The organism is Shewanella sp. ZOR0012, from assembly GCF_000798835.1.
Classification (GTDB): domain Bacteria; phylum Pseudomonadota; class Gammaproteobacteria; order Enterobacterales; family Shewanellaceae; genus Shewanella; species Shewanella xiamenensis.
Genome location: NZ_JTLE01000094.1, coordinates 1,620,235 through 1,635,297 on the forward strand (window position 1 = coordinate 1,620,235; position 15,063 = coordinate 1,635,297).

Genomic DNA, 15,063 nt, shown 5'->3' on the forward strand with positions numbered 1-15,063 from the left:
GTATTTTTTCGATCTTTTTTCAATAGTTTCAGTTAGTCACAAAGTACCCACTAGTTACCCCCAACGTTATCCACAAAAGGCAATTTTACTGCTTTATTTGTGAACAAAGCATGACTTGCTATAACTGGAAGGCTGGAGATTCAAATAAGCTTTATATAGATGCAGACAGATTCAATGATTTGTATCTGGCTTTGAGTAGGCATGAAAAAGGCGACTATTACGGTCGCCTTTTAGAATTAGGTGCACGTGTTGAATTAGCTTAGCTTACCGTGACACTGCTTATATTTACGGCCAGAGCCACAAGGACAAGGATCGTTACGGCCAACTTTATCGCCATCGCGGATCATTGGTGTGTGCGCCATCATCTCGTCGCTACCATCATCCCCACCAACTAAGGCTTCGGCTGCTGCGTGCTGGTAGTCGCGTTGGATCTTGGCATCTTCTTCACGACGACGAGCTTCCATTTCTTCAACATCAGATTGAGCTTGCACTTGAACTTTAGACAACACGCTAATCACGTCATGTTTCAGCGTATTCAGCAATTGTTGGAACAGTTCGAATGACTCACGCTTATACTCTTGCTTTGGATTCTTCTGCGCGTAACCACGTAAGTGGATGCCTTGGCGTAAATGATCCATTGCGGCTAAATGCTCTTTCCACAAGCCATCGAGGGTTTGTAGCATCACTGCTTTTTCGAATTGGCGCAGTACTGAGGCACCGACCATTTCTTCTTTGGCTTTATAAGCATCTGACCAAGAAGTGATAATACGCTCACGCAGGCTTTCTTCGTGTAAGTCGTCTTCTTTATCGAGCCATTCTTGGATTGGCAGTTTAAGCATAAACTCTTGGTTTAGGCGCTGCTCTAACCCAGGAACATCCCATAACTCTTCTACTGATTGTGGTGGAATGTACTGATCGATTACCGCACCAATTACATCGTCTTGGATGTTTTTAATCGTGTCTTCAATACTTTCCGCATCCATCAACTCATTACGCTGGGCGTAAACCACTTGGCGCTGATCGTTTGCCACGTCATCGAATTCAAGTAATTGCTTACGAATATCGAAGTTACGTGCTTCTACTTTACGTTGAGCATTTTCGATTGCACGAGACACCCATGGATGTTCGATCGCTTCGCCTTCTTCCATGCCCAGTTTCTTCATCATGCCAGAGACACGATCCGAGGCGAAGATGCGCATTAAGCTATCTTCCATAGAAAGGTAGAAACGTGAAGAACCTGCATCACCTTGACGACCCGCACGACCACGTAGCTGGTTATCGATACGACGAGATTCATGGCGCTCGGTACCGAGAATGTGTAAACCACCCGCGGCAACGACTTCGTCATGACGTACTTGCCAATCAGCTTTGATCTTGGCTTTTTGCTCTGGGGTTGGATTTTCCAGCGCCTCGATTTCCATATTCCAGTTGCCACCAAGCACGATGTCGGTACCACGACCCGCCATGTTAGTGGCAATGGTTACGGCGCCAGTACGGCCAGCTTGGGCAACAATCTCGGCTTCTTTTTCATGGAACTTGGCGTTAAGCACTTGGTGCGGGATCTTTTCCTTCACCATTAAGCGCGCTAACAGTTCTGACTGTTCGATAGAAACGGTACCGACCAATACAGGTTGGCCACGCTCGCGGCAGTCTTTGATGTCTTTAATAATCGCTTGATACTTTTCATTAGCGGTTAAGTAAACTAAATCCGCCATATCCTTACGGACCATTGGACGGTTGGTTGGCACCACAACGGTATCTAAACCATAGATGTGTTGAAACTCAAACGCCTCGGTATCAGCAGTACCTGTCATACCCGCTAACTTCTCATATAAACGGAAGTAGTTTTGGAAGGTAATCGATGCAAGAGTTTGGTTTTCGTTTTGAATACGAACACCTTCTTTGGCTTCAACAGCTTGATGTAAACCTTCTGACCAACGACGACCTGGCATAGTACGACCAGTGTGTTCATCAACGATGATCACTTCGCCATCTTGAACGATATAGTCCACATCACGCTCAAATAAGGTATGAGCACGTAGTGCAGCGTTCACATGGTGCAGTAGCGAAATATTAGCTGCTGAGTAAAGTGAGTCGCCTTCGGCTAACATGCCACGTTCAATCAGCAGGTTTTCAACCTTCTCTTGACCGCGTTCAGTAAAGTGCACTTGTTTGGCTTTTTCATCAATGGTGTAGTCGCCTTCGCCCACATACTCTTCAGAGTCTTCTTTATCTTGACGGATAAGATTGGGGATAAGCGTGTTGATCTTGATGTATAGCTCAGAGCTGTCTTCCGCTGCACCCGAGATAATCAATGGCGTGCGGGCTTCATCGATAAGGATTGAGTCGACTTCGTCGATCAGTGCATAGTGTAATGGACGTTGAACACGCTCTTGTGGTGAAAACGCCATGTTGTCGCGCAGATAATCGAAACCAAATTCATTGTTGGTACCGTAGGTAATATCGGCGTTATAGGCATCTTTCTTCGCCTGTTGGCTAAGGCCTGCAACGTTAATCCCAACAGTTAAACCTAAGAATTCGAACAGTGGACGGTTATTCTCAGCATCACGGCGTGCTAAGTAATCGTTGACGGTAATAACGTGAACGCCTTTGCCCGTTAAGGCATTTAAGTAAGCAGGCAGTGTTGCGGTTAAAGTTTTACCTTCACCCGTACGCATTTCAGCGATACGGTTACTATCAAGTACCATACCACCGAGTAACTGCACGTCGAAGTGACGCATTTCGAACACACGCTTAGATGCTTCACGCACGGTGGCAAACGCTTCCGCCATAATGCTATCTAATGAAGCACCCGCAGCTAAACGCTCACGAAACTCTGCGGTTTTCGCTTTAAGCTGCTCATCGGTTAATTTTTCATAATCGGCTTCAAGCGCATTAATCTTATTAACTACTTTTTGTACCCCTTTAAGGGTACGGTCGTTGCGACTACCAAATACTTTTGTCAGTAATTTACCAAACATCTGAATCACTTATTTTCTGTAGGCCAAGTCCATGATGGAAACTAGAAGCCAATGTTTCAATTAACTTGCTTTGCGGTAGACAAACTTTTGTGGATCTATCTGCTGTCCGCCACGCAACACTTCATAATGCACATGAGCCCCTGTTGAGCGCCCAGTGCTTCCCATACTGGCGATGGTTTCGCCTTTAGCGACCACATCACCTACAGCTACTGACAAAGCTTTATTATGGCCATAGCGTGTACGTAAACCGTTACCATGGTCGATTTCGACCAATTCGCCATAACCAAACATATTCCCAGCCCAAGTCACCACGCCTGCTGCAGTCGCGACAACTTTAGCCCCTTCCCGACCGGTAAAATCGATCCCTTTGTGCATGGTTCGACGACCGTTAAAAGGGTCATTACGTAATCCGTAGGGCGACGATAACCAACCTTTATCGAGTGGGAGCCCTGATACATAACGTTCAGCATCTATATGGTGGTTAGATGACACTGTTTCAAGTAGTGATAGTTGAACATTATTGTTGTCAATTCGTGACGCCAGTTTATCCATATCTTCGATAAGCTGACTAATTTCGATATTTGAGCCTAATTCGCTTAAACCACCAACCCCAACTTCAGATGAGAAATCAAAGTCTTCATCCAATTTGTTTTGTTTTGCGACTTGTTGACCTAAGGCCTCGAGACGGGTGATTTTAGCTTGCATGCGCGCGACATGGGTCGCCAGCATGGCTAGCTGTGACTCTGTGGCACTTTTAAGCTCTAAGACTTGCTTCTTTTGTTGTTCGCGTTGGATTCGATCGTTATCGACACTGGCTTGCTGATTTTCAAACTTAGCAGAGTTGTGTTGATAAATACCGGTACCAGTAGCTAACAATAGCATGGGAAGGATCAACCAGCGTTTACTGGGTTGCCAGCGCGTAACGCCATTCCGACCTTGAATAAATACTGTTACACTCATAGCCTAATTCAGCCATCTTATTATCATATGAAAAAGCCCCCTCAGGATCTCAGCCAATTACTACACCAATCAGGCACATTACCCGACATAGCTGAGAAAGCGGAACTACTTTTATATCTGGATCAGCACGTGAAGCAGATTGTCGCAGGTCCTGTTGCGGAGCAGCTGAAAGTCGCTAATTTCCGCCAGGGTGTTCTTGTGGTTGAAACCACTTCGGCAGCATGGGCCGCACGAATTAATTTCCAAAAGCCGAAACTACTCGCGCAGCTTCAAGCAGAAACGCTCCCAATCCTTACCGCAATTGAAGTTAAAGTCAACCCGAGATTAGCATTGTATGACGCAAAGCCGAAACAAGCGCATAAGGCATTGAGTCCAGCCGCTGCAGAACATATTGCCGCACTTGCAGAAAATGTGAGCGGGACACTAGGCGAAAAACTAAAACGGCTGGCCACATTGGCCAGCCGTAATAAGTAAACATCAGACGCAATTAAGCGAAGACCGCGCCACCAGGTACAGCAAAGCTAACGGGGACATCGGCTTCTTTCTCAAAGCTCACTAACTCCCACGCATCTTGCTGCGCCAATAAGGCACGTACTAACTGGTTATTCAGAGCATGACCCGTTTTATAGGCAGTAAACTCACCAAGAATGGCGTGTCCTGCCACATAGAGATCACCAAACGCATCTAAAATTTTGTGCTTAACGAACTCATCCTCATAACGCAGGCCGTCGGGGTTGAGGACGCGATATTCATCAAGTACAACTGCGTTTTCCATGCTGCCACCTAATGCTAGGTTATTCGCACGCAGATACTCAATATCACGCATAAAACCAAAAGTACGAGCGCGGCTAATGTCTTTAACAAAAGCTGAAGTAGAGAAGTCCATCACCACATGCTGTTGGCTGCGAGCAATTTCGGGGTGAGCAAAGTCAATTTTAAAGTTGACTCTAAAACCTTTGAAAGGCTTGAGCTCGGCCCACTTATCACCGTCTTCAACACGCACAGGGCGTTTAATCTTTAAGTACTTCTTAGGTGCAGACTGCTCTTTAATACCCGCAGACTGAAGTAAGAAGACAAATGGGCTCGCACTGCCATCCATAATTGGGATTTCAGGGGCGTCCACTTCGATTACGGCGTTATCAATGCCTAAACCCGCTAAGGCTGCAAATAAATGCTCAATAGTCGAAATACGAATACCTTCGTCATTGACAAGTGCCGTGCACATCGTGGTTTCGCGAACTTGTTCCGCCTTTGCAGGAATAGCAACGGCAGGACTCATATCGGTACGCACAAGTACGATCCCTGTATTGACTGGTGCGGGCATAATGCTCAAGGTGACTTTATTCCCAGAGTGCAAACCGACTCCGGTAGCTTTCACCATTTTTTGAACAGTTCTTTGAAATATCATTCAGTTACCCGTTTAGATTTCAATAATTAAGCCTAATATTTGCGCACACAGCGGCAGCAAAACGACCACATAGGTTCGACATAGTAACATAAGTTAGCTATGTCATACAAATGTCGTCATTGGGTGGTATTACCGATAGAGCAATACATCACCCGATACGCTGGACTCAAATACCTGTTTTAATCAGCTTGCTTACGCAAAAACGCTGGGATATCTAAGTAATCCAATTCATGCTTTGTTGAAGGCGCTGGCGCAGGAGCCGGTGCTGGCGATGCAGGTAATACGTTACCCTTTGGCGCCGCATAGCTCACATGAGTTGCTTCTTCGACATAAGCTTCAACTTTTGGTTCCACAACCACAGGTTCTGGACGTGGTGCTGGCTTAGAAACTAATTGGATATCAGGACGCTTTTCAGCACCAATACCCGTTGCAACTACGGTTACGCGCAGTTCGTCGCTCATTTCTGGGTCGATAACCGCACCCACAACCACGGTAGCATTGTCAGAAGCATAAGCTTTAACATGGTTACCAACAGTTTCAAATTCTTCGATGCTCATGTCCATACCTGCGGTAATGTTAACTAACACACCACGGGCACCGGCTAAGTCGATGTCTTCTAATAATGGGCTGGCTACAGCAGCTTCAGCCGCTTCTTCTGCACGGTCTTCACCACGCGCAACACCAGTGCCCATCATGGCATTACCCATTTCAGACATAACGGTTTTCACGTCCGCAAAGTCGACGTTAATCAGACCTGGGCGAGTAATCAGCTCAGCAATACCTTGTACTGCACCGAGTAACACGTTATTCGCTGCGGCAAACGCATCGAGTAATGACGTACCACGGCCCAATACTTTTAATAATTTTTCGTTAGGGATAGTGATTAACGAATCCACGTGCTTAGCAAGCTCAGCGATACCTTGCTCGGCATAAGCCATGCGCTTTTTGCCTTCGAAAGGGAAAGGCTTAGTCACGACCGCAACCGTTAAGATGCCTTCTTCACGAGCGATTTGAGCAACAACTGGCGCAGCACCTGTACCAGTACCACCGCCCATACCGGCGGCGATAAAGATCATGTCTGAGCCTTTGATCGCTGCACGAATGTTTTCGCGGTCTTCTTCCGCTGCGGCACGACCCACTTCTGGGTTGGCGCCAGCGCCAAGACCTTTAGTGACATCGCGACCTAATTGAATCGTTGAGCCAGCGCCAGATTTACGTAGCGCCTGTGCGTCTGTATTGGTAACGACAAACTCAACACCTTCAATGTTGTGTTTGACCATATGTTCGACAGCGTTACCGCCGCCGCCGCCAACGCCGATGACTTTAATCACCGCGTCGTCTGAGTGAGTGTCCATGATCTCAAACATTGTCTGATCTCCGTGTTGCCTGCGTTATTAAAATTCACCCTTAAACCAGCTTTGGACCCGATTCCAAGCACTGGTAACCCCTTGACGCTCAGGACGCTCGAATTGACGCTCAAGCACCCGTCTTGCACCGTAGTGAAGCAATCCAACCCCAGTGGAGTAAATAGACTGATCCACGTATTCGTATAACCCTTTAACTGGCAATGGTGAGGCGACGCGAACAGGCATACCAAAGGTTGCCTCCGCAATGTCCACCACGCCTTGAATCGACGCCGTACCACCTGTTAGCACGATACCTGCGGCGATTTGGTCTTCTAAACCACTGTCTTTCAGCTCCTTGAGCACTAACTCAAATAGCTCTTGATATCTCGGCTCAACCACTTCGGCCAAAGTATGGCGCGACATGCTACGCGATGGGCGACCACCCACCGAAGGCACTTCGATACTGTCTTCGCGGCTCACCATGGAGCTGCGTGCACAGGCGAACTGCACTTTAATTTGTTCGGCATGTGACGACGGCGTGCGGAAAATCTTCGCGATATCGTTGGTCACTTGGTTACCCGCAACGGGCACAACCGCGCAATGACGTAGCGCACCATTGGTATACACGGCGATGTCCGTCGTGCCACCGCCGATATCGACGATACACACACCTAAGTCTTTTTCATCAAAGGTTAATACCGCATCCGCCGACGCAATGCCGGAGAACACTAAGTCATCGACCTTCAAACCACAGCGCTCAACACTCTTAGTGATGTTCTTCGCCATATCATTGGCGCAGGTCACTATGTGTACCTTGGCTTCCATCCGCATGCCTGACATGCCGATAGGGCTGCGAATGCCGTCTTGTACGTCAATCGCGTATTCCTGCGGTAACACATGCAGAATACGACGTTCGGTCGGGATCTTCACCGAGCGCGCAGTGTGGATCACGTTGTCGACGTCTTCCTGTGTCACTTCTTCATCGTTAATCGACACCATGCCATTTTCGTTTTGGCAGGCGATATGTTTACCGGAAATGCTTAGGTAAACCGATGATACTTGGCAGTCTGCCATTAATTCCGCTTGATCGAGCGCGCGTTGCACACTGCGCACGATGGAGTCTAAATCGTTAACGCCACCTTTATCCATGCCCCTTGAAGGGTGGTTACCAAGGCCGACTATGCTGATTTCGCCATCGGGCAGAACTTCGCCTATGATCACTGCGACTTTAGAGGTTCCTATGTCCAATCCGACGATCAGATTTCTATCTTGGTTTTTGGTCATTAATTATCGGCTCTCTTGTTTGTGCATCGCCCCAGCCTACGGCCAACCCTGTGTCGTAGCGCAAATCCACTCTGGCAATCGGTTTATCTTGTTTCGCCAATAATGGGTAAACAGTGATAAACCTTTGTATCCTTGCCATTTTATCTTCTCGACCTAGGTCTAAAACAATACCGTTACCTAGTGTCGCGTGCCACGCATGACGTGGTGTTAAACTCAAATTGGCTAAGGTAAAGCCATTAATCTTCAGTAGCGAGTTAACCTGCGCGTAGGCGGTTAACACTTCGGTCCCCATATCATCTGGCCCAGATAAATAAGGCAGATGCTCTAACTCAGGGTGCGATGGCGCTTCAAACACTTCACCATGCACATTGAGCCAAGCTGTACCATTCCAATGGGCGACCGGTTGTTGCTCCTGTAAATACACCCTGAGTTTCGCAGGCCATTCACGTCTCACTGACGCACGATACACCCAAGGTAAAGCTTCTAATGCCTGTTGCACTAAGGTGATGTCAGCACTAAAAAAACTCCGCTGCATTAAATCCTGTAGTGCAATTTGTATATCCCTATCTGTGGTGTAAGTCCGCTCACCTTTAATGGCGACCGCTTCAATGGGCAAAGTGCTGGCATCATTTAAAAACTTATGTAGCAGGTAGCCGCCAAAAACAAAACTACCAATGACTAACCATAAAAAACCAATCCCACTCCACAAGTACCAATTAACCCGTGACATCCTCGCCCGCCAGTGTCGCCTCTTATCACTCCAAGACACGTTTGTTTCCACCCTTCAACGACACTACTAAAAACCACAGAAAACCGGCCATTATATAGCGCTAAAACCTCGGATCAACATTTCCTTTAAATCCAAGTTGTCACGCAATTCATCAAGGTTTTACCTCGGTTGTCACAGCCGTGCTAAAGCCTAATTCAGTGGCGGCTAACTGACGCGACAAGGCACCTATATTACCTGCACCTTGGGTCAACAATAAATCCCCTTCCTGCAACACATCGGGTAGCACTTCGGCTAACTGATCTGGGCTAGCAATAAAGATGGGGTCTAACTGCCCACGCAAACGAATCGAACGGCATAGAGCCCGACCGTCGGCACCGGGGATCGGTGCTTCACCGGCACTATACACATCGAGCAATAGCAAGCAATCTACCTGAGATAACACTTCAATAAAGTCTTCGTACAGATCGCGAGTACGAGTGTATCTGTGTGGCTGATAAGCCATCACTAAACGTTTGTCAGGCCAGCCTGCACGCGCCGCTTTAATGGTCGCCGCCACTTCGCTGGGGTGGTGACCATAATCATCCACTAACATCACTTCGCCCTTTGGCGTCGCGAACTTGCCTAAGTGTTGGAAACGACGACCAATACCCTGGAATTCAGCCAAGGCTTGAATGATGGCGCTATCATCAATTTCATCTTCTGTCGCCACGGCAATCGCTGCCAGTGCATTTAATACATTGTGCTGACCCGGCAGATTAAGCAGCAGGTCTAAATCTTCTTTGCCTTTACGTCTGACGGTAAAGCGGCATTGGTGACCCTGCTGATGGAAATTCAGCGCCTGCACGTCGGCATCATCACTGAAGCCATAGGTGATCATATGACGACCTATACGCGGCATAATCTCACGTACGACTGGATCATCGATACAAACGACAGCCACGCCATAGAAAGGCAGGTTATGTAAAAAATCCACGAAGGTCGATTTGAGCTTTTCAAAATCACCACCGTAGGTATCCATATGATCGGCTTCGATATTCGTCACTACGCTGACCATAGGTTGCAGATGCAGGAAGCTCGCATCACTTTCGTCTGCTTCGGCGATCAGGTAACGGCTAGTACCTAAGCGGGCATTGGTGCCAGCGCTGTTAAGTAAACCACCGATAACAAAAGTTGGATCGCGCCCCGCTTGACCATACAAACTGGCAATCAAACTGGTGGTCGTGGTTTTACCGTGAGTTCCTGCAATCGCTACACCATGGCGATAACGCATCAACTCAGCCAACATCTCAGCGCGGCGCACGATAGGAATACGCAATTCCTTCGCCGCAATAATCTCTGGATTCTCAGGATTAATCGCGGTCGAGACCACCACCACATCGGCTTGCTGCACGTTATCGGCGCCATGGCCGATATGAATTTTCGCGCCCAGCAGGCAGAGTCTGTCAGTCACGGCGTTTTGTGCGATATCAGAACCACTAACGACATAACCTTCGTTTACTAATACTTCAGCGATCCCGCCCATGCCCGCGCCGCCAATGCCGACGAAATGAATACGCTTAATCCGGCGCATTTCTGGGATCATACTTCTTAGCTGTAAGTATCTTTCTGTCTTAGTCATACCTATCCTTTCTCGGCGAGAGCGATACACACTTGGGCCACCTGTTCGGTTGCATCCAGTACGGCAACATCTCTCGCTCTTTGGCCCATTTGGGCTAATTCTGCTCTGTCATTGGCGAGTAACTGTAATTTACTCACCAGCTTATTCACGTCCAAGATGGCCTGCGGCAATAGGAAAGCGGCGCCAGCCTCAACCAATACTTGAGCGTTACGGGTTTGGTGATCATCCACTGCATGGGGATAAGGCACCAGAATACTCGGAAGTCCCACCGCCGCTAACTCGGATACCGTCAGCGCGCCAGCGCGGCACAATACCACATCTGCCCAGCGATAGGCGGCTTCCATATCATCAATAAATTCGGCAACGTTAACGCCGCCCTCTTGTCCTTGCTGTTGATAAGCCGACTTCACTCCTGCCAGATTATCCTTACCCACTTGATGCCAAACCGTAATCGACTGCTGTTTACTGAGCGCAGCCACGACTTCAGGCATTAAGTCGTTAAAGACTTTGGCGCCTAAGCTGCCGCCTACCACCAAGACTTTTAAGGCATCATCCGCGGCTTGCTTAGGCTCGGCACCTAAGGCAATTAACTCGCGACGGATGGGGTTACCCACCACCTTGGCCTTAACCTGAGTGAAGGTATTTTTAAAGGCGCATAATACTTGGCTAGCGATCCGCGAGAGTAATTTATTAGTCATTCCCGGAATGGCATTTTGCTCATGCAACACTAAGGGCACGCCCGCTAATTTCGCGGCTACACCACCCGGGCCACTGGCAAACCCCCCCATCCCCAGCACCACATCGGGTTTAAATTCGGCAATCACTGCCTTGGCTTGCAGAATCGAGCGCATCACTTTAAAAGGCGCCGCCAATTTACGCACTAAGCCATTGCCACGCACGCCCTTAATGTCGATAAAATCGATGTCGAAGCCATACTGAGGCACTAAACGCGCCTCCATGCGGTCGGCGGTGCCTAACCAACGCACTTGCCAACCTTGCTGCGCTAAATATTTTGCCACCGCGAGCGCCGGGAACACATGTCCACCCGTGCCGCCTGCCATGACTAAAATACGTTTACCCGCGTCGGTCATTACTTCAATCTCCCTTGCACGGCCTGAACTAAACTCATGCGCCGCTCATAATCGATGCGTAGCAATGTCATTGCCGCCGCCGTCATGACCCATAAACTACTACCGCCGTAACTCACAAAGGGCAGTGTTAGCCCTTTAGTAGGTAACATACCAATGCTTGCGCCCACATTAACGACGGTCTGAAAACAGATCCAAATCCCAATGGCATAGGCCAGATAACCCTCGAAGGCTTTATCCATCACCAGACATAAATTGCCGAGGCGAATGGCCCTTAATGCCACAAACAGCAACACGGATAACACCGCGATAATGCCGATAAACCCTAACTCTTCACCAATCACGGCAAAGATAAAGTCGGTGTGTGCCTCGGGGAGGTACTCCAACTTTTGAATACTGTTGCCAAGGCCCTGGCCGAACCAATCACCCCGGCCGTAGGCCATCAGCGATTGGGTTAACTGGTAGCCACTACCAAACGGATCTTGCCAAGGGTCTAAAAACGATGTCACCCGGCGCATACGATAAGGCTCGAGCAGTACCAGCGCGACGAAAGCTAAAATGCCAGCAAAGATCAGCGCGAAAAAGTCCAGCAACCGAGCACCCGCGAGAAACAACAGTCCAACAGTGCCGACAAACAACACCACCACAGTGCCTAAGTCGGGCTGCATCAAAATCAAAATCGCGTAAATCGCAAATACCGCAATCGGCTTATAGAAGCCCTTAGCATTTTCACGCACTTCCTGATGACGGCGCACCAGATAGCCCGCCATGTACACAGAAAACGCAAACTTAGCGACCTCGGCCACTTGAATACGGATTGGACCGATTGATAACCAACGGGTCGCGCCGTTTACGGTAGTTCCCACGACCAGTACTGCCAGTAACATCAAAAATACAACCAGCAGCATGATAGGGCTCATCCGCTGCCAAGTTTGCATTTCAACCCTCAGCACAAATGTGGCAATCACTAAACATCCCAACAGATAACCCACATGGCGAGTCATAAAATGGAATGGGTTACCCGTCAGTGTTTGTGCCTCGGGCATAGAGGCCGACATCACCATTACAAAACCAAAGCCAATCAAAGACAAAACAGCAGTGAGCAAAGCCCGATCGTACAATTGCGCGCCCGGGACTTCGTTATCTCGTTGCCAGTTAGGCAGTGCATTCAGCACTCGCCCAAACAGGCTGAGCTGTCTTGCATCACTCGCCATCGAGTTGCTCCACTTGGCTTCTAAAATCATCACCACGGGCCATAAAGTTGCTGTACATATCCAGACTTGCACAGGCGGGCGACAACAACACAATATCACCCGAAGTCGCTAATTGAGCGGCCTTAGCAACAGCGGCAGCCATTGAATCAACCTTAATAGCGCCTTCTTTCAGCGCAGCAATCTTATTGCCATCTCTACCTAAGGTAATGAGGTGAGTCACTTTTGTTAACGGCTCGGCCAGTGGACTGAAATCCGCACCTTTACCATCGCCGCCAGCAATCAAAATAATGTCGCCGAGGTGATCGCTTAAACCATCAAGGGCCGCAACAGTAGCCCCCACATTGGTAGCTTTAGAGTCATTCACATAGGTCACACCACCTTTGACCCCAACCACTTCGCAGCGGTGGGAAAGGCCAGTAAAGGTGCGAGCGACTTTGGCCATCACTTGCTTATCCACACCCACCGCGTAGACCAAAGCCATTGCAGCAAGTAGGTTGGCGTGGTTATGACTGCCAATCAGCGACACTTCAGTGATTGGCATGATTTCACTGTGGCCGTGATAAATCTTGCTGTCGCAAATGCCCCACTCGTCGCCTTCAGGCGGCGCTAAACCAAAGCTGTTTTGGTTCATGGGTTCAGTTGGGATAGTCAGCGCATCATCACGGTTAAAAATGATGGAACGACTTTGATGATACAAACGTAGTTTGGCCTTCCGATAGGCATCCATATCGCTGTACCTGTCCATATGATCTTCCGTCACGTTTAAACAGGTTGAGGCCACGCAATTCAAGCTATGAGTGGTTTCCAGCTGGAAACTCGATAACTCAAGCACAAAAATATCCGCATTCTCTTGCAGCAAATCCAGCGCCGGAGTACCAATATTACCTCCCACAGCAACAGCAATGCCTGCTTCTCGCAGCATTTCGCCCACTAAGGTGGTGACTGTCGTTTTGCCATTTGAGCCCGTAATCCCAATCACGCATGGTTTACGGTCAGCAATTTCACGGGCAAATAACTCAATATCACCAATGACTTCAATCCCCATATCCAGTGCCGCGCGCACTTCGGGAGTATCAATCGCAATCCCAGGACTGATAATGATTTGCGTCGCCTGCACTAGATAACGGCAATCAAATCCGCCAGCAATTAATTGCACCTCAGGGAATGAACTTGCCAGTGTTTCGGCACCTGGAGGCTGGCGACGGCTATCCATCACCAACGGCGTAATGCCTTTTCCACACAAATAGCGCACTACCGAGAGCCCTGTGGCACCCAAACCTAATACTATGTGTGAATAATGACTTTGCATGAATGATTACCTTAACTTCAACGTGGCTAAGCCGAGCAACACTAAGAAAATAGAGATAATCCAAAAGCGGACAATCACGCGTGGTTCAGGCCAACCTTTTAACTCGTAGTGGTGATGGATAGGCGCCATGCGGAATATCCGTTGACCGCGTAATTTGTAAGAACCGACCTGCAATATCACTGACACGGTTTCCATGACAAACACCCCGCCCATGATCACTAACAGGATTTCTTGGCGAACTAATACCGCAATCGCACCTAATGCAGCCCCTAAAGAAAGAGAACCCACATCGCCCATAAAGACCTGTGCTGGATAAGTGTTAAACCATAAAAAGCCTAAACCTGCGCCCACAATTGCAGTACAGACGATCACTAGCTCACCCGAACCAGGTAAATGCGGAATGTGCAGGTAATTAGCAAACTGAGCATGGCCAGACAGATAAGCTATCAGCGCGAATGCTGCGGCCACCATCACAGTTGGCATAATCGCCAAACCATCGAGACCGTCGGTTAAGTTCACCGCGTTGCTTGAACCCACGATAGTAAAGTAGGCCAAGACGATAAAGACAGCGCCCAGTTGCGGCATCACATCTTTAAAGAAGGGCACCACTAATTGCGTTTCGCCAGGATTAGCGGCTGTAGTGTAGAGAAAAAAGGCAATAATTAACGCTGCTAAAGATTGCAGAATATACTTCCAGCGCGCAATTAATCCCTTAGTATCTTTACGTACCACTTTGCGGTAATCATCAATAAAACCGATCATGCCGAAGCTGCCCAATACAAACAGCATCACCCACACATAACGGCTACCAAGATCGCCCCACAACAGCACACTGATAAAGATGGCCGCAAGGATCAGTAAACCACCCATAGTGGGCGTTCCGCGCTTACTGAAATGCGACTCAGGCCCATCATTACGCACCACTTGACCAATCTGCATTAACTGCAAACGCTCAATAAGTTTAGGACCCCACCATAAACTAAATACTAATGCGGTTAACAAGCCCAAAATGGCTCGAAACGTCACATAGGAAAATACGTTAAACCCAGTATGAAAACGGGTCAAATACTCGGCCAGATACACCAGCATCTACACTAACTCCCCACGCCCGAAGGCTACTGTTAG

Annotated in this window: 12 protein-coding genes; 1 reads left to right on the forward strand and 11 read right to left on the reverse strand. The window is 48.5% G+C overall.

Going from position 1 to position 15,063, the window contains the following annotated elements:
* Positions 1-254: 254 nt before the first annotated feature.
* Both secA and L976_RS08800 read right to left on the reverse strand, forming a co-directional pair.
* Positions 255-2,981, reverse strand: a complete 2,727-nt coding sequence (gene secA, locus L976_RS08795; RefSeq protein WP_047536129.1) for a preprotein translocase subunit SecA — start codon at positions 2,979-2,981, stop codon at positions 255-257.
* Between the two features lie 60 nt (positions 2,982-3,041).
* Positions 3,042-3,941 carry a M23 family metallopeptidase gene (locus tag L976_RS08800; RefSeq protein WP_037422808.1) on the reverse strand — a complete coding sequence of 300 codons (900 nt, stop codon included), beginning with the start codon at positions 3,939-3,941 and terminating at the stop codon, positions 3,042-3,044.
* Between the two features lie 27 nt (positions 3,942-3,968).
* On the opposite strand from L976_RS08800, the gene L976_RS08805 reads away from it, so the two are divergent.
* Positions 3,969-4,415 (forward strand): DUF721 domain-containing protein, encoded by a 447-nt coding sequence (locus tag L976_RS08805; protein WP_037422811.1) that lies wholly within the window; start codon positions 3,969-3,971, stop codon positions 4,413-4,415.
* Positions 4,416-4,428: 13 nt separating this feature from the next.
* Here the strand turns inward: L976_RS08805 and lpxC are convergent, their stop codons facing one another.
* From lpxC to mraY, 9 genes are all read right to left on the reverse strand, one after another.
* Complete coding sequence (lpxC, locus tag L976_RS08810) at positions 4,429-5,349, reverse strand: UDP-3-O-acyl-N-acetylglucosamine deacetylase (RefSeq protein WP_037422814.1); 921 nt, start codon at positions 5,347-5,349, stop codon at positions 4,429-4,431.
* A gap of 179 nt (positions 5,350-5,528) precedes the next feature.
* Positions 5,529-6,716, reverse strand: a complete 1,188-nt coding sequence (ftsZ, locus tag L976_RS08815) for a cell division protein FtsZ (RefSeq protein WP_011624294.1) — start codon at positions 6,714-6,716, stop codon at positions 5,529-5,531.
* A 27-nt stretch (positions 6,717-6,743) separates the two neighbouring features.
* A complete protein-coding gene (gene ftsA / locus L976_RS08820; protein WP_011073897.1) occupies positions 6,744-7,979 on the reverse strand; it encodes a cell division protein FtsA in 1,236 nt (411 codons plus the stop codon).
* The gene (locus tag L976_RS08825; protein WP_037428855.1) at positions 7,960-8,709 is read right to left on the reverse strand and encodes a cell division protein FtsQ/DivIB; all 750 of its coding nucleotides are present in this window, start codon (positions 8,707-8,709) and stop codon (positions 7,960-7,962) included. The genes ftsA and L976_RS08825 overlap by 20 nt, the downstream gene beginning before the upstream one ends.
* Before the next feature lie 151 nt (positions 8,710-8,860).
* The gene (gene murC, locus L976_RS08830) at positions 8,861-10,327 is read right to left on the reverse strand and encodes a UDP-N-acetylmuramate--L-alanine ligase (protein ID WP_037422821.1); all 1,467 of its coding nucleotides are present in this window, start codon (positions 10,325-10,327) and stop codon (positions 8,861-8,863) included.
* Positions 10,328-10,329: 2 nt separating this feature from the next.
* Complete coding sequence (murG, locus tag L976_RS08835; protein ID WP_047536132.1) at positions 10,330-11,418, reverse strand: undecaprenyldiphospho-muramoylpentapeptide beta-N-acetylglucosaminyltransferase; 1,089 nt, start codon at positions 11,416-11,418, stop codon at positions 10,330-10,332.
* On the reverse strand, positions 11,418-12,629 hold the full coding sequence (ftsW, locus tag L976_RS08840; protein WP_047536135.1) for a cell division protein FtsW: 1,212 nt from the start codon (positions 12,627-12,629) through the stop codon (positions 11,418-11,420). Before ftsW ends, murG begins: the two co-directional genes overlap by 1 nt.
* Positions 12,619-13,938: a UDP-N-acetylmuramoyl-L-alanine--D-glutamate ligase gene (gene murD / locus L976_RS08845; protein WP_047536139.1), complete on the reverse strand. Its 1,320-nt coding sequence runs from the start codon at positions 13,936-13,938 to the stop codon at positions 12,619-12,621. Before murD ends, ftsW begins: the two co-directional genes overlap by 11 nt.
* A gap of 6 nt (positions 13,939-13,944) precedes the next feature.
* The gene (mraY, locus tag L976_RS08850; RefSeq protein ID WP_047536141.1) at positions 13,945-15,027 is read right to left on the reverse strand and encodes a phospho-N-acetylmuramoyl-pentapeptide-transferase; all 1,083 of its coding nucleotides are present in this window, start codon (positions 15,025-15,027) and stop codon (positions 13,945-13,947) included.
* Positions 15,028-15,063: the final 36 nt, after the last annotated feature.